This is a genomic window from Polaromonas sp. P1_H6, from assembly GCF_056405195.1.
Genome location: NZ_JBFUCN010000001.1, coordinates 437,544 through 452,857, shown reverse-complemented (window position 1 = coordinate 452,857; position 15,314 = coordinate 437,544). Strand labels below are relative to the sequence as shown.

Here is a 15,314-nt window from a genome sequence, read left to right as displayed (position 1 = left end):
TAGAGCTTTGTTAACCTGCGATACGGCCTCTTGTTGAGCCGTACACAGAGCCTGTTCCAACTTGGGTCTAAGCGTGTTGTAAACGCAAATTAGATTCAAGTCTCTAGTTTCCCACAATATTCGCACAATTTCAAATAGTGCTTACTCGTTTCATATTAAGAAATTTAAAAGTAAGCATACGTCGCATTGAGGGTGATTCGCTTCACCTTAAACGATCAGGGTCAACCCAGCTACGCCGAGGGCATCTCCCTTAAACTGCACCCTTCCTCTTATGACCCAGCAAGCCCCCGCCCCCGCCGACATCGCGGCCAATCCCGCTCCCCTGGCCCTGTGGCGCCACTGGTGGCGCCGGCAGTCGCCGTCGCGCCAGGACCGTTTCATCACGCTGGGCCCGCTGCTGGCCGTCGTGCTTTTCCTGGCGGCCGTGATCGCCGCTTTCGGCTACCTGCGCATCGAGGAAATCGACCGTGAGCAGCAAGCCGTCAAGCGAGACGTGGAATATGCCCAGCAGCGCCTGCGCCTGCGCCTGCTGGAGCGGCAGGAGCAGCTCATGCGCATAGGCCGCGACGTCTCGAACAAGGAAATCGACACCGAGGAGTTCATCACCCAGGCCGAATCGCTGGTCAACCAGTACCCCGAGCTGATGGCGGTGACCTGGGTGGACAGCAAACGGCGCATCAAGGTCGCCTACGTATCGCCCAGTGCCAACGCCAGCCAGCTGCGCGGCGCGGGCGAACAGCTCAAGGTAGGCGAGACCGACGGCACTTATGACCTCGCCAGGGACCTGCGCCAGCCGGTGTATTCACGCCCGCTGGCGGCCAAGGAAGCCAGCGGCTACAACGCGCCCACCCTGCAGCTGCAAGTGCCGCTGGACGACCAGGGGAAGTTCGCCGGCGTCATCATGGGCGAGTACTCCATCGACGGCCTGCTGCGTTTTGGCGTGCCGACCGAGGTCACGGCCAAATATGCGGTAACCCTGATCGACGACAAGAACCAGGTGCTGGCGGGCAACCTGCCGCCACCGCGCAATCCCGCGGCCCGGCTGCTGCCCTGGTCAGACGGCGCGGCCGAATACGAGATACCGGTCTCACCGGTGGGCAACGGCCTGCTGATACGCGCCGAGGGCTACCGCACCTCGCTGGGTGTGGTGGGCAGCGGCTTCTTCTGGCTGGTCAGCGCCCTGAGCGCGCTCACGGTGTGGATGCTGCTGGGCACCTGGCGCCACACGCGCCGCCGCGTGCAGGCCCAGCAGGCGTTGATCTCAGAGACCAACTTCCGCCGCGCCATGGAAAACTCCATGCTGACCGGCATGCGCGCGCTGGACCTGCAGGGCCGCATCACCTACGTCAACCCGGCTTTCTGCCAGATGACGGGCCTGACCGAAGGCGACCTGGTGGGCCGCACGCCGCCGTTTCCGCACTGGCCGGAAGGCGAGATCGACACCCTGATGCAGCGGCTGGACGACGAGCTGCACGGCCGCACGCCGCCGGGCGGCTTCGAGGTTCGCGTCAAGCGCAAGAACGGCCAGATTTTCGACGCCCGCATGTATGTGTCGCCGCTGATAGACCCGCGCGGACAGCAGACCGGCTGGATGACCTCAATGACGGACATCACCGAGCCCAAGCGCATCCGCGAGGAACTGACCGCCTCCTATGAGCGCTTCACCACGGTACTGGAGGGGCTGGACGCGGCCGTCTCCGTGGCGCCGCTGGGCAGCGAGGAACTGCTGTTCGCCAACAAGCTGTACCGCTCCTGGTTCGGCGGCGAAGTGTCGGGCCACCTGAACCTGATTGCGCAGGCCGGGGTACCCAGTGCCGTGCCCACCGACGACACGCTGGACGCGGTCGACGGCCTGGCCGGCTTTCCGACCGATACGCTGACGGCGGCGCAAACGGAGAATGCCGAGATCTTTGTGCCCGAACTCAGCAAATGGCTGGAAGTGCGTTCGCGCTATCTGACCTGGGTGGACGGCCGGCTGGCGCAGATGGTGATCGCCACCGACATCACGCCGCGGCGCCATGCCGAGGAGCAGGCCGCCCAGCAGAACGAACGCGCACAGACCGCCAGCCGCCTGATCACCATGGGCGAGATGGCCTCCAGCGTGGCGCACGAGCTGAACCAGCCGCTCACGGCCATCAACAATTACTGTAACGGCATGGTGTCGCGCATCAAGGGCAAACAGATCAGCAACGAGGACCTGCTGATAGCGCTGGACAAGACCGCCAAGCAGGCGCACCGCGCCGGGCAGATCATCCAGCGCATACGCTCCTTCGTCAAACGCAGCGAGCCCAACCGCACGGCGGCCGACGTGGCCACCATGGTCAGCAACGCCATGGAGCTGGCCGACATCGAACTGCGCCGCCACCACGTGCGCCTGAGCCACTACATCGCGGCCCGCCTGCCCGAAATCATGGTGGACCCCATCCTGATCGAGCAGGTGCTGATCAACCTGATGAAAAACGCGGCCGAATCCATAGAGCAGGCACACCTGCCGACGGCGCGCCGCAGCGTCGAGCTGCGGGTGGTGCCCAAGCAGATTGAAGACCAGGCCGTGGTGGAGTTTTCGGTGCTCGACACCGGGCGCGGCCTGTCGCCCGAGGTCATGGGCCGGCTCTATGAAGCCTTCTACTCCACCAAGGCGGAGGGCATGGGCATAGGCCTGAAGCTGTGCCGCAGCATCGTCGAGTCCCACCAGGGAAGAATGGAGGCCGAGAACCTCTACAATGGGGACGAAGTGGTGGGGTGCCGGTTTACCTTCTGGATCCCTGTGACACCCCTGCTCTTGCCGACGGCGCCAGCCGGCGACAACACGGCAGCCAGGAACGCAGGCGTTCACTGAAAACCCTTCAAGAACCGTCTCTTGAGAAGTTCACGAAAGAAAGTTTGGCATGAGCTTGATTCCCAAAAAAGGTACCGTCTACGTCGTTGATGATGACGAGGGCGTGCGCGACTCGCTGCAGTGGCTGCTCGAAGGCAAGGACTACCGCGTCCGCTGCTACGACTCCGCCGAAACTTTCCTCTCCCGCTACGACCCGCGCGAAGTGGCCTGCCTGATCGTCGACATCCGCATGGGCGGCATGACGGGCCTGGAGCTGCAAGACCGCCTGGTCGAGCGCAAGTCGCCGCTGCCCATCGTGTTCATCACCGGCCACGGCGACGTGCCCATGGCGGTCAACACCATGAAAAAAGGCGCGATGGACTTCATCCAGAAGCCTTTCCAGGAAGAAGCCCTGGTCAATCTGGTCGAGCGCATGCTGGAGCAGGCCAAGGAGGCCTTCAGCGAATTCCAGCAGTCCGCCAGCCGCGACGCCCTGCTGGCCAAGCTCACCTCGCGCGAAGCCCAGGTGCTCGAGCGCATCGTGGCGGGACGCCTCAACAAGCAGATCGCCGACGACCTGGGCATCAGCATCAAGACGGTGGAAGCCCACCGTGCCAACATCATGGAAAAGCTCAACGCCAACACCGTGGCCGACCTGCTCAAAATCGCCCTGGGGTCCAACGCGCCCAAGGCCTGATTCCCTCTTTCGCTATCCCTTGATAGCTTTAACGCCCGTATTGATTGGACCAACGGGCGTTTTTACTTTGAGAAGCCGATTCAAATGACCGCCCAGCTGATTGACGGAAACGCCCTCTCCAAACAATTGCGCGCTGACGTCGCCCGGCGGGCCGCCGCCCTGCGCGCACGCGGCGTCACGCCCGGCCTGGCCGTGGTGCTGGTGGGCGAAAACCCGGCCAGCCAGGTCTATGTGCGCAACAAGGTCAAAGCCTGCGAAGACAACGGCCTGCATTCTGTGCTCGAAAAATACCCCGACACCCTCAGCGAAGCCGATCTGCTGGCGCGCGTGGACGCGCTCAATAATGACCCGTCCATCCACGGCATCCTGGTGCAGCTGCCGCTGCCGGCCCACATCGACGCGCACAAGGTCATCGAGGCCATCTCGCCGGCCAAGGACGTGGACGGTTTTCACGTCGCCAGCGCCGGCGCGCTCATGGTCGGCCAGCCGGGCTTCTGGCCCTGCACGCCTTACGGCTGCATGAAGATGCTGGAAAGCATCCACTACGACCTCAAGGGCAAGCATGCGATGGTGATTGGCCGCAGCAACATCGTCGGCAAGCCCATGGCACTGATGCTGCTGCAAAAAAATGCCACCGTCACGATTTGCCACAGCGCGACCAAAGACCTCAAGGCCATGACGCTGCAGGCCGACGTGATCGTGGCCGCCGTCGGCAAACGCAATGTGCTGACGGCCGACATGGTCAAGCCGGGCGCGGTCGTGATCGACGTGGGCATGAACCGCAACGACGAAGGCAAGCTCTGCGGCGACGTGGATTTTGAGGGCGTGAAGGAAGTCGCGGGCTACATCACGCCGGTGCCCGGCGGTGTCGGCCCCATGACCATCACCATGCTGCTGGTCAATACGCTCGAAGCCGCGGAACGCTGCTGAACGCTTTTCAGCCCGCGGCGGGCGGCGACTGAGCAGGTGGCGATGCTGGCACCAGGCGCCAAAGCGCCAAGCCGGCGCACAGCCATTGCACGACATACAAGGCCGTGCCCAGGCCATGCCAGAGCTTGAGATTGCCGCCTTCGGCGCGCGCACTGACGATGCGCGGCGCGATGCCAAACTCCACAACCAAAGCCAGCAACAGGCCGGCGACGACGAATTTCATCGCGGCCTGCGCTTGCCGCGCGAGGGTTGCGTCGTCCTTCTTATTGAGCACCACGAGTAGCAGCATGGCGCAGCCGGCACTGACCCAGGTTTGGGCGGTGAAAAGCTTGGCGGCCATGGCGCCTGCCACGGCGGGCGTGCCCAGGTTGGCGAACAGCATAGGGACTACGACGAAACCCAACGCTGTCAGGCTGCCCCACCAGAGGGCTGCCACCATCACATTGAAGCGCTGCTTCATCAAATTCAGTTTAGATGTACATCACCGCGATGATTTCATAGCGCTTGATGCCGCCCGGCGCCTGGACTTCGGCGGTATCGCCCTCGTCCTTGCCGATCAGGGCGCGCGCGATCGGCGAGCTGATGTTGACCCGGCCCTGCTTGATGTCGGCCTCGTCTTCGCCGACGATCTGGTAGGTCACCTTGTCGCCGGTGTCTTCGTCTTCCAGTTCGATGGTCGAGCCGAACACCACCTTGCCGCCGGCGTCCAGTTCGGACGGGTCGATGATCTGCGCGGCGGAAAGTTTGCCCTCGATTTCCTGGATGCGGCCTTCGATGAAACCCTGGCGGTCCTTGGCGGCGTCGTATTCGGCGTTTTCGCTCAGATCGCCCTGGGCGCGCGCTTCAGAAATCGAATTGATGACCCAGGGGCGGTCAACGGTCTTGAGCTGGTGCAGCTCGGCCTTGAGGCTTTCCGCGCCGCGCTTGGTGATGGGAATGGTGGCCATGTTTTTTGCTCCTGCAAAAGCGAAACCGCCACCAGTCACCTGGCGGCGGCGCTTGAATCCAAAATTTCAACGAAACAAGTTTAATGCAAATCGGGCCCGGCTCAAGCTGGGAATAGCCCTGGAAAAGCCCGGGAAAAACCCGGGCTACCCAGGCCGTCAGGCCAGCTGCGCGTGCAGCTCCTGCACGGAATACACCGGGAGGTTGTCCAGGTATTTCATGCCCTCCACGGCCGCTTCGGCGCCGGCAATGGTGGTGTAGGTCGTCACGCGGGCCAGCAGCGCCGAGGTCCGTATCTGGCGCGAATCGGTGATCGCGTTGCGCCGCTCTTCGACGGTGTTGATGACCAAGGCGATTTCGTTGTTCTTGATCATGTCCACCACGTGCGGCCGGCCTTCGGTGACCTTGTTGACCACGGTGCAGGCAATGCCCGCCGCCTGGATGGCCGCCGCCGTTCCCTTGGTCGCGACCAGCTCGAACTTCTGCGCGGCCAGCGCGCGCGCCACTTCCACGGCGCGCGGCTTGTCGTTGTTCTTGACGGTCAGGAAAACCTTGCCGGAGGTTGGCAGCTTGGTTCCCGCGCCCAGTTGGGATTTCACGAAGGCTTCGCCGAAGGTCTTGCCCACGCCCATGACTTCGCCGGTCGACTTCATCTCGGGGCCGAGAATCGTGTCCACGCCGGGGAACTTGACAAAGGGGAACACCGCTTCCTTGACGCTGAAGTAAGGCGGCGTGACTTCGTCCTTGATGCCTTGCGAAGCCAACGACTGGCCGACCATGCAGCGCGCCGCCACCTTGGCCAGCTGGATGCCGGTGGCCTTGCTGACGAAGGGCACGGTGCGCGAGGCACGCGGGTTGACTTCCAGCACGTAGATCACGTCCTTGCCGTCAATGTTCTGGATCGCGAACTGCACGTTCATGAGGCCCACCACAGTGAGCGCCTCGGCCATGGCCGCGGTCTGGCGCTTGATCTCGGTGACGGTTTCGGCGCTCAGCGAATACGGCGGCAGCGAGCAGGCCGAGTCGCCGCTGTGCACGCCGGCCTGTTCGATGTGCTCCATCACGCCGCCGATGAAAGTGCGGCCTTCAGGGTCGCGCAGGCAGTCGACGTCGCATTCGATGGCGTCGTTCAGGAAGCGGTCCAACAGCACCGGCGAGTCATGGCTGACCTTGACGGCTTCGCGCATGTAGCGTTCGAGGTCGCGCTGTTCGTGCACGATTTCCATGGCGCGGCCGCCCAGCACATAGCTGGGGCGCACGACCAGGGGGTAGCCCAGCGCGGCGGCTTTTTCGAGTGCTTCGGGTTCGGTGCGAGCCGTGGCGTTGGGCGGCTGGCGCAGCTTGAGTTCGTGCAGCAGCTTCTGGAAGCGCTCACGGTCTTCCGCCGCGTCGATCATGTCGGGCGAGGTGCCGATGATGGGCACGCCGTTGGCTTCCAGGTCCAGTGCCAGCTTCAAAGGTGTCTGGCCGCCGTACTGGACGATCACGCCCAGCGGCTTTTCCTTGTCGACGATCTCGAGCACGTCTTCGAGCGTCAGCGGCTCGAAATACAGGCGGTCGCTGGTGTCGTAGTCGGTGGAGACGGTCTCGGGGTTGCAGTTGACCATGATGGTCTCGTAGCCGTCTTCGCGCATGGCCAGCGCCGCGTGCACGCAGCAGTAGTCAAACTCGATGCCCTGCCCGATGCGGTTGGGCCCGCCGCCCAGCACCATGATTTTTTTCTTGTCGGTGGGCGCGGCTTCGCATTCGCTGCCTTCGGCCTCGTAGGTCGAATACATGTAGGCGGTGTTGGTCGCGAACTCGGCGGCGCAGGTGTCCACGCGCTTGTAGACCGGGCGCACGCCCAGCGCGCGGCGCTTCTCGCGGATCGCCGTGTCGGTGGTCTTGAGCTGCTTGGCCAGGCGGCGGTCGGAGAAGCCTTTTTGCTTGAGCGCGCGCAGCGTGACGGCGTCGATCTTGTCGAGCGAGGTGGTTTCGAGTTCAAGCTCGATCTTGACGATCTGCTCGATCTGCACGAGGAACCAGGGATCGATCTTGGTCAGCGCGAAAACTTCGTCGACGCTCATGCCCTGGGCGAAGGCATCGCCTACGTACCAGATGCGGTCAGGGCCGGGCGCGCCGAGTTCTTTCTCGAGCACTTCGCGGTCCTGGGTCTTTTCGTTCATGCCGTCCACGCCGACTTCCAGGCCGCGCAAAGCTTTCTGGAAAGACTCCTGGAAGGTACGGCCCATGGCCATGACTTCACCGACGGATTTCATCTGTGTGGTCAGGCGCGAATCGGCGGCCGGGAATTTTTCAAATGCAAAACGCGGGATCTTGGTGACGACGTAGTCGATGCTGGGCTCGAAACTCGCGGGGGTGGCGCCGCCCGTGATTTCGTTGCGCAACTCATCGAGCGTGTAGCCCACGGCCAACTTGGCGGCGACCTTGGCGATCGGGAAGCCCGTGGCCTTGGAAGCCAGCGCCGAGGAACGCGACACGCGCGGGTTCATCTCGATCACGACCATGCGGCCATCGACCGGATTGATGGAGAACTGCACGTTGGAGCCGCCGGTGTCCACGCCGATCTCACGCAGCACGGCCAGGGAGGCGTTGCGCAGGATCTGGTATTCCTTGTCGGTCAACGTCTGGGCCGGGGCCACCGTGATGGAGTCGCCGGTGTGCACGCCCATGGGGTCCAGGTTTTCAATGGAGCAGACGATGATGCAGTTGTCGGCGGTGTCGCGCACGACTTCCATCTCGTACTCTTTCCAGCCGAGCAGCGATTCCTCGATCAGCAGCTCGTTGGTGGGCGAGGCTTCGAGGCCGCGCTTGCAGATGACTTCAAACTCTTCGGAGTTGTAGGCGATGCCGCCGCCGGTGCCTCCCAGCGTGAAGCTGGGGCGGATCACGGTGGGGAAGCCGACGGTCTTCTGGACGGCCCAGGCCTCATCCATGCTGTGCGCGATGCCGGAACGGGCCGAGCCCAGCCCGATCTTGGTCATCGCGTCCTTGAACTTCAGGCGGTCTTCGGCCTTGTCGATGGCCTCGGGCTTGGCGCCAATCAACTCAACCTTGTATTTGTCGAGCACGCCGTTGTGCCAGAGGTCCAGCGCGCAGTTGAGCGCGGTCTGGCCGCCCATGGTCGGCAGGATGGCGTCGGGGCGCTCCTTGGCGATGATTTTTTCGACCGTCTGCCAGGTGATGGGCTCGATGTAAGTGACGTCGGCGGTGGCCGGGTCGGTCATGATCGTGGCAGGGTTGCTGTTGATCAGGATGACCTTGTAGCCTTCTTCACGCAAGGCCTTGCAGGCCTGCACGCCGGAGTAGTCGAACTCGCAGGCCTGGCCGATGATGATGGGGCCGGCGCCGATGATGAGGACGCTCTTGATGTCTGTGCGCTTAGGCATTTTTCTTCTCCCCAGCCTGTTCCATCAGCGCGGTGAAACGGTCAAACAAGTATGAAATATCGTGCGGGCCGGGCGAGGCTTCCGGGTGGCCCTGGAAGCAGAAGGCCGGCTTGTCGGTGCGGGCCAGGCCTTGCAGCGTGCCGTCGAACAGGCTGATGTGCGTGGGCCTGAGGTTGGCGGGCAGGCTTTTCTCATCGACCGCGAAACCATGGTTCTGGCTGGTGATGCTGACGCGGCCGTTGTCCAGGTCTTTGACCGGGTGGTTTGCGCCGTGGTGGCCGAACTTCATCTTGAAGGTCTTCGCGCCGCTGGCCAGCGCCATGATCTGGTGGCCCAGGCAGATGCCGAAGGTCGGGATGCCGGTTTCGATCAGTTCGCGCACCGCGGTGATTGCGTAGTCGCAAGGCTCCGGGTCGCCAGGGCCGTTGGCCAGGAAGATGCCGTCGGGTTTGAGCTTGAGCACGTCGGCCGCGGGCGTTTGCGCCGGCACCACTGTGATGCGCGCGCCGCGCTCGGCCATCATGCGCAGGATGTTTTTCTTCACGCCGAAGTCGAAGGCCACGACATGAAATTTCGGCGTGATCTGCACGCCGTAGCCCGCGCCGAGCTTCCACTCGGTCTGCGTCCATTCGTAGGTCTGCTTGACCGAGACGACTTTGGCCAGGTCCAGGCCGGCCATGCTGGGGGCGCCGCGCGCCGCCGCGACGGCTTTCTCGATCGCCGGCTGGCTCACCGCCTCGCCCGCGGGCAAGGCCAGGATGCAGCCGTTTTGCGCGCCCTTGGTGCGCAGGTGGCGGGTCAGCTGGCGGGTGTCTATGCCGGCGATGGCGACGGTGTTTTCCTTGACCAGGTATTCGGACAGGGTCATGGTCATGCGGAAGTTCGAGGCCAGCAGCGGCAGGTCCTTGATGATCAAGCCGGCGGCATGGACTTTTTCAGCTTCGACGTCTTCGGCATTGATGCCGTAGTTGCCGATATGCGGGTACGTGAGGGTGACGATCTGCTGGCAGTAGCTGGGATCCGTGAGGATTTCCTGGTAGCCGGTCATCGCGGTGTTGAACACCACTTCGCCGACCGTGGAGCCCGCGGCCCCAATCGAATTGCCGATAAAGACCGTGCCGTCTGCGAGCGCCAGGATGGCGTGAGGGGTGTTTCCCTGTAGAGACAAAAGCACTGGGTTCTCCGGGTTGGTTACGGTTCGCCCAAGCGTGCACAAGAAACGTCTCGGTCAAGACTCTTGCAGGCTGCTTTTGTGAGGGTGGTGGCTTTGTATGCGCTCGGGCGAAGCTGTGTTTTGAAAAGCCCTTGATTATAGCCTGAACACTGGCCCCCACGGTCGCTCACTGCGTGTAGCTCCCTGCCCCCTCGAGGGGGCCGCCCGCCTGCGGCCCGGCAAAGCCGGTTCCGCGGCTCATGCTGATGAAGAAAGGCCCCCACAGTCGCTCACTGCGTGTAGCTCCTTGCCCCCCCCGAGGGGGCCGCTGCGCCTGCGGCCTGGCAAAGCCAGTTCCGCGGCCCCGGCTGGAATTAAGAGCTCTTCACCAACGAGCTGGCATAGAGGCAAATCGCGGCGGCGGCGGCGACGTTGAGCGACTCCTCGCCGCCGGGCTGGTCTATGCGGACTTTGAGGGCTGCCCTGGCCATCAGGTCGTCGCCTACGCCCTGCCCTTCGTGACCCATGGCCCAGGCGCAGGGCATGGGCAGCTTTTGCTGGTGCAAAAAGTCGCCGTGGTGCGAGCTGGTGACGACGATGGGGACCGTCAACGCGGCCAGCGCCTCGGACTCCAGGCCTTCCACCAGTTGCAGGGCAAAGTGGGCGCCCATGCCGGCGCGCAAGACCTTGGGCGACCAGAGCGCCGCCGTGCCTTTGAGGGCGATGACCTGGCCGAAACCAAAGGCCGCGGCGCTGCGCAGGATGGAGCCGACGTTGCCGGCGTCCTGCACCCTGTCCAGGATCACCGAGGCCGCAGCAGGCTGCAGGCCGGTGGCGGCCGGCAAATCGAGCACAAAGCCCATGCGCGCGGGCGACTCCAGGCCGCTGATCTCGGGCAGCAAGGCGTCGGGGATGACGATGCTTTTGGGCGCAGCACGCGTCCATTCCGCGGGGGCGACCGGCCAATAGGATTCCGAAAAAACAGCCAGGGCAGGTTTGAGTCCCCGCGCCAGCGCCGCGCGGCACAGGTGATCGCCTTCCAGCCAGACGCGGCCCTGCTTGCGGTAGGCCGTGCTGTCCTGGGACAGCCTGCGCAAATCCTTGATCAGCGGGTTGTCGCGTGAGGTGACGTGGGTGACTTCGGCGGCAGGCCCGGAAGAGGAAGAAGAACCCTGGCTCACCGGAGGACCTCGGCCACCGGCGCGAAGGACCTGCGGTGCTGCGGGCAGGCGCCGTGCTCGCGCAGCGCGGCCAGGTGCTCGGCCGTGCCGTAGCCTTTGTGGTCGGCAAAGCCGTATTGGGGATATTCCAGGTGGAACTCGGCGCACCATCGGTCGCGGTGCACCTTGGCCAGGATGGAGGCCGCCGAGATGGCGGGCACCAGTGCGTCGCCGCCCACAATGGCTTCCGAAAGGATCACCAGCGTGGGCAGGCGGTTGCCGTCGACCAGCACCTTGTTGGGCTTGAGACGCAGGCCCTCCACCGCGCGCTTCATGGCCAGCATGGTGGCCTGCAGGATGTTGAGGCTGTCAATCTCTTCGACACTGGCCTGCGCAATCGAGCAGCACAGGGCCTTGGCACGGATTTCGTCGTAGAGCTTTTCGCGGCGCAGGGCCGTGAGCTTCTTGGAGTCGGCCAGTCCTTGGATCGGGTTCAATTCGTCAAGGATGACGGCGGCGGCCACCACCGGGCCCATCAAGGGGCCGCGCCCTGCCTCGTCAACGCCGGCCACCAGCCCGGGAATGTCCCAGGACAGCGCGGTTTGCTCAGCTTTCAAGAATTTGCTGGATCGCATCGGTCGCTAATGTTGAAGTATCCCGCCGCAGTTCGGTATGCAGCGCGGCGAATCGTTGTTCCACAGCCGCTATTTTGTCAGGTGCCGAGGATTTTGCCTCCACCCATTGCAGGACCGCCCCGGCCAGCGCCTCGGGCGTGGCCTGGTCCTGCAGCAGCTCGGGCACGACAAAGTCGCGGCACAGGATGTTGGGCAGGCCCACCCAGGGCTGCAGCTTTTTGCGCCGCATGATCTGCCAGGACAGCCAGTTCATGTTGTAGGCGATCACCATGGGCCGCTTGTACAGCGCGGCTTCCAGGGTGGCGGTACCGCTGGCGATCAGGGTGACATCACACGCGGCCAGGGCGGCGTGCGACTGGCCCTCAAGGATTTGCAGATGGGCCCGCATGCCAGTTTCGTCGGCGATGTGTTCGATCGTGGCTTTCAGGGCCGGGATGGCGGGCACGACGAACTGGATTGCGGGCTGCGACCTACGGATCAGGGCCGCAGCAGCGAAAAACCGCTGCGCCAGGTATTGGATTTCCGACTTCCGGCTGCCCGGCAGGATAGCGACCACGGTGCTGTCGTCCCGCAGCCCCAGCGCGCGCCGTGCGGCGGCGCGGTCGGGCTGCAGCGGAATGACACTGGCCAGCGGATGCCCGACATAGGTCGCGGCAATGCCGTGGGCGGCCAGCAAGGCCGGCTCGAACGGAAAAATGCACAGCACGTGGTCCACGCTGCGCCGTATTTTTTCAACGCGGTCGGCGCGCCAGGCCCAGATCGACGGACTGACAAAGTGCACGGTCTTGATGCCCTGCCCTTTCAAGGCGGCCTCGAGGTCCAGGTTGAAGTCGGGCGCATCCACGCCGACGAAAACATCGGGGCGCTGCGCCAGCAGGCGTTGTTTGAGTTGTTCGCGGATGCCGACGATCTCGCGGTAGTGGCGCAGCACCTCAACGTAGCCGCGCACGGCGAGCTTCTCGCTGGGCCACCAGGGCTCAAAACCGCGTTTGGCCATCTGCGGGCCGCCTATGCCGCTGGAGGCCAAAGCCGGCCAGCGGGCCTTGAGGCCGTCGAGCAGCAAACCCGCCAGCAGGTCGCCGGAGGTTTCCCCCGCGACCATGGCCACCTTGGGTGCGCGGCCGGCCGGCAGTGTTGCGGCGAGGCCGCCAGCCTCTCCACGGGCTGGCAGAGGGCTGGTCTCGAGAGACATGGCCTTACCGGACGATGCCGCGTTGCGGCGAGGTTTGCGCCAGGAAGGAGAGCATCATCTCCACGTCGGGCGCCGATTCCGGGTGTTTCGCGGTCAGTTCGGCAATGCGCGCGCGGGCCTGGTCGAGCGTGAGGTCGTCGCGGTACAGCGCCTTGTGCATGGCCTTGATGGCGGAAATACGATCGGGTGAAAAACCCCGACGCCGCAGCCCTTCGAAGTTCATGGACCGCGCCTCGGCCGGCTGGCCCTGTGCCATGACAAAAGGCGGCAAATCGGCGAACAGCAGCGAGCACATGGCGGTAAAGCTGTGGGCGCCGATTTTCACGAACTGGTGCGCGACGGTAAAACCGCCCAGGATCACCCAGTCGCCCACGTGCACATGCCCGCCCAGCTGGGTGTTGTTGGCAAAAATCGTGTTGTTGCCCACGACGCAGTCATGCGCCAGGTGCACATAGGCCATGAGCCAGTTGTCGTCGCCCACGCGCGTCACGCCCGTGTCGCCGGGCGAGCCGATGTTGAAGGTGCAGAACTCGCGAATGGTGTTGCGGTCGCCGATGACCAGCTCGCAAGGCTCACCCGCGTACTTTTTGTCCTGCGGGATGGCACCCAGCGAATTGAACTGGAAGATCCGGTTGTCGCGGCCTATGGTGGTGTGGCCTTCGATCACGCAGTGCGCGCCTATGGTCGTGCCCGCGCCGACTTTCACGTGGGGGCCGATGACGGTGTAGGGCCCGACGCTCACCGATTCGTGGAGTTGGGCTTGCGGGTCCACAAGGGCCGTGGCATGGACGCCCGGCGCGTTAGGGGATGCTGTCATGTCGCGCTCGCCTGGATGGTTGCGGCCCGGGTCACGCTATGGTGCGCATGGTGCACATCAGTTCGGCCTCGCAGGCAATGGTGTCGCCGACACGGGTCACGCCCTTGAATTTGAAAATGCCGGCCTTCATGCGGTCCAGCGTGACATCCATGATCAGCTGGTCGCCGGGCTCGACCGGGCGCTTGAAGCGCGCCCCGTCTATGCCGGCGAAGTAATAAACCGTCTTGTCGTCGGGCGTCACGCCCAATGTCTCAAAGGCCAGCAAGGCGGCGGCCTGCGCCATGGCTTCAAGCATCAGCACGCCGGGCATGACTGGGTGGTGAGGGAAGTGCCCCATGAAGAAAGGCTCGTTGATCGTGACGTTCTTGAGCGCCTTGATGCTTTTGCCTTTTTCGATTTCGAGTACGCGGTCCACCAGCAGGATGGGATAGCGATGCGGAAGCTGCTTGAGAATTTGGTGGATATCCATCATGATTTTTCTTCAATGTGTCCTGAGTTCAGAATGGCTTTTTCAGCCAGCCGCAGGCGCTCGCGCAGCGTGTGGAGCTGTTTGAGCGTGGCGGCATTTTTTTCCCAGACGGCATTGTCGTCGATGGGGAAGAGCCCGGTGTAATTTCCGGGCTTGAGGATGGACCGTGTCACGACGGATGCCGCGGAGACATGCACGTGGTCGGCCAGGCTCAGGTGGCCCAGCACGATGGCGCCGCCGCCCACAGTGCAGTGGGCGCCTATGGTGGCGCTGCCCGCGACGCCGGCGCAACCGGCCATGGCGGTGTGCTTGCCCACCCGCACGTTGTGGCCGATCTGGACCAGGTTGTCGAGTTTGACACCGTCTTCGAGCACCGTGTCCTGCAAGGCGCCGCGGTCTATGCAGGTATTGGCGCCTATCTCCACGTCGTCGCCGATCAGCACACCGCCCAGTTGCTCGATCTTGACCCACTGGCCCTGGTGCAACGCGAAGCCGAAGCCGTCGGCGCCTATCACCGCCCCCGGATGCACAATGCAGCGCGCTCCGATACGGCAGCCGTCCGCCACGGTGACGCGCGCCGACAGGCGGGTATCCGCCCCGACCTGAGCATGCCGCCCAACGACGCAATGCTCGGCAATGCGCGCACCCACACCGACGACGGCGCCCTCCCCTATGCAGGCGAAGGCCCCCACCGATACCCCACGCGCCAACGTGGCCGTAGGATCGATAAAGGCACTGGGGTGGATCTGCGGCACGGACGGGGGGGCATGCCGCTGCTTCCAGAGCTGGGTCACCAGCGCGAAGGCGTGGTAGGGGTCGTCCACCACGATGCAGGCGCCCCGGCTGAGGGCGGCTTGCCGCGCGGCGGGCGCCACGATGACACAGGCCGCGGCCGACCGCGCCAGCTGGGCCAGGTATTTGGGATGGCTGAGGAAGCTCAGGTCGTGGGGGCCGGCGGCCTCCAGGGTGGAGAGCCGCTCAATCTGCAGGCCGGGATCGCCGATCAATTCGGCATTGACACCGGCGAGGAACTGGGCGATATCGGCAAGACGGAGTGTCACACTGCGCCTGCCGTTTTGGCGATGGTGATCGTGGTGAACACCCCCGCG

General features: G+C 64.1%; 13 protein-coding genes. 3 read left to right on the top strand and 10 right to left on the bottom strand.

The features are described from left to right. Positions 1-271 precede the first annotated feature (271 nt). The 3 genes from AC1D1F_RS02150 to folD all read left to right on the top strand — a co-directional run bounded on the left by AC1D1F_RS02150 (position 272) and on the right by folD (position 4,445). The gene (locus AC1D1F_RS02150) at positions 272-2,839 is read left to right on the top strand and encodes a PAS domain-containing sensor histidine kinase (RefSeq protein WP_477652172.1); all 2,568 of its coding nucleotides are present in this window, start codon (positions 272-274) and stop codon (positions 2,837-2,839) included. 49 nt (positions 2,840-2,888) lie between these two features. After that, positions 2,889-3,515: a response regulator transcription factor gene (locus AC1D1F_RS02145; protein ID WP_411877690.1), complete on the top strand. Its 627-nt coding sequence runs from the start codon at positions 2,889-2,891 to the stop codon at positions 3,513-3,515. 84 nt (positions 3,516-3,599) lie between these two features. Further along, the gene (gene folD, locus AC1D1F_RS02140; protein WP_477696914.1) at positions 3,600-4,445 is read left to right on the top strand and encodes a bifunctional methylenetetrahydrofolate dehydrogenase/methenyltetrahydrofolate cyclohydrolase FolD; all 846 of its coding nucleotides are present in this window, start codon (positions 3,600-3,602) and stop codon (positions 4,443-4,445) included. A 7-nt stretch (positions 4,446-4,452) separates the two neighbouring features. Here folD and AC1D1F_RS02135 read toward each other — a convergent pair whose 3' ends face one another. The 10 genes from AC1D1F_RS02135 to lpxD form a co-directional block, all read right to left on the bottom strand. Next, positions 4,453-4,905 carry a DUF4149 domain-containing protein gene (locus AC1D1F_RS02135; RefSeq protein ID WP_477677249.1) on the bottom strand — a complete coding sequence of 151 codons (453 nt, stop codon included), beginning with the start codon at positions 4,903-4,905 and terminating at the stop codon, positions 4,453-4,455. Positions 4,906-4,915: 10 nt separating this feature from the next. Further along, positions 4,916-5,392, bottom strand: coding sequence for a transcription elongation factor GreA (gene greA / locus AC1D1F_RS02130; protein WP_477652175.1), 477 nt, complete (start codon positions 5,390-5,392; stop codon positions 4,916-4,918). 156 nt (positions 5,393-5,548) lie between these two features. Beyond that, entirely contained in the window at positions 5,549-8,779 is a 3,231-nt protein-coding gene (carB, locus tag AC1D1F_RS02125) for a carbamoyl-phosphate synthase large subunit (protein WP_436154250.1), read from the bottom strand. Beyond that, the gene (gene carA / locus AC1D1F_RS02120) at positions 8,772-9,953 is read right to left on the bottom strand and encodes a glutamine-hydrolyzing carbamoyl-phosphate synthase small subunit (protein WP_436154249.1); all 1,182 of its coding nucleotides are present in this window, start codon (positions 9,951-9,953) and stop codon (positions 8,772-8,774) included. Before carA ends, carB begins: the two co-directional genes overlap by 8 nt. A 353-nt stretch (positions 9,954-10,306) precedes the next feature. Further along, complete coding sequence (locus AC1D1F_RS02115; protein ID WP_477677505.1) at positions 10,307-11,113, bottom strand: TrmH family RNA methyltransferase; 807 nt, start codon at positions 11,111-11,113, stop codon at positions 10,307-10,309. Further along, positions 11,110-11,727, bottom strand: a complete 618-nt coding sequence (gene rnhB / locus AC1D1F_RS02110) for a ribonuclease HII (protein WP_436154247.1) — start codon at positions 11,725-11,727, stop codon at positions 11,110-11,112. Before rnhB ends, AC1D1F_RS02115 begins: the two co-directional genes overlap by 4 nt. Beyond that, positions 11,699-12,829, bottom strand: a complete 1,131-nt coding sequence (gene lpxB, locus AC1D1F_RS02105; RefSeq protein ID WP_477696922.1) for a lipid-A-disaccharide synthase — start codon at positions 12,827-12,829, stop codon at positions 11,699-11,701. The genes rnhB and lpxB overlap by 29 nt, the downstream gene beginning before the upstream one ends. A 94-nt stretch (positions 12,830-12,923) precedes the next feature. Next, entirely contained in the window at positions 12,924-13,736 is an 813-nt protein-coding gene (gene lpxA, locus AC1D1F_RS02100; RefSeq protein WP_477677504.1) for an acyl-ACP--UDP-N-acetylglucosamine O-acyltransferase, read from the bottom strand. Positions 13,737-13,767: 31 nt separating this feature from the next. Then, complete coding sequence (gene fabZ, locus AC1D1F_RS02095) at positions 13,768-14,208, bottom strand: 3-hydroxyacyl-ACP dehydratase FabZ (RefSeq protein ID WP_122956731.1); 441 nt, start codon at positions 14,206-14,208, stop codon at positions 13,768-13,770. Beyond that, positions 14,205-15,266 (bottom strand): UDP-3-O-(3-hydroxymyristoyl)glucosamine N-acyltransferase, encoded by a 1,062-nt coding sequence (gene lpxD / locus AC1D1F_RS02090; RefSeq protein WP_477696915.1) that lies wholly within the window; start codon positions 15,264-15,266, stop codon positions 14,205-14,207. Before lpxD ends, fabZ begins: the two co-directional genes overlap by 4 nt. Positions 15,267-15,314: the final 48 nt, after the last annotated feature.

What these genes read in the sequence shown, in the direction of transcription:
- AC1D1F_RS02150 (WP_477652172.1), top strand. Translation starts at nt 272, where the DNA reads ATGACCCAGCAAGCCCCCGCCCCCGCCGACATCGCGGCCAATCCCGCT.
- folD (WP_477696914.1), top strand. Translation starts at nt 3,600, where the DNA reads ATGACCGCCCAGCTGATTGACGGAAACGCCCTCTCCAAACAATTGCGC.
- fabZ (WP_122956731.1), bottom strand. Translation starts at nt 14,208, where the DNA reads ATGATGGATATCCACCAAATTCTCAAGCAGCTTCCGCATCGCTATCCC.
- greA (WP_477652175.1), bottom strand. Translation starts at nt 5,392, where the DNA reads ATGGCCACCATTCCCATCACCAAGCGCGGCGCGGAAAGCCTCAAGGCC.
- carB (WP_436154250.1), bottom strand. Translation starts at nt 8,779, where the DNA reads ATGCCTAAGCGCACAGACATCAAGAGCGTCCTCATCATCGGCGCCGGC.
- lpxB (WP_477696922.1), bottom strand. Translation starts at nt 12,829, where the DNA reads ATGGTCGCGGGGGAAACCTCCGGCGACCTGCTGGCGGGTTTGCTGCTC.
- AC1D1F_RS02145 (WP_411877690.1), top strand. Translation starts at nt 2,889, where the DNA reads ATGAGCTTGATTCCCAAAAAAGGTACCGTCTACGTCGTTGATGATGAC.
- lpxA (WP_477677504.1), bottom strand. Translation starts at nt 13,736, where the DNA reads ATGACAGCATCCCCTAACGCGCCGGGCGTCCATGCCACGGCCCTTGTG.
- AC1D1F_RS02135 (WP_477677249.1), bottom strand. Translation starts at nt 4,905, where the DNA reads ATGAAGCAGCGCTTCAATGTGATGGTGGCAGCCCTCTGGTGGGGCAGC.
- rnhB (WP_436154247.1), bottom strand. Translation starts at nt 11,727, where the DNA reads ATGCGATCCAGCAAATTCTTGAAAGCTGAGCAAACCGCGCTGTCCTGG.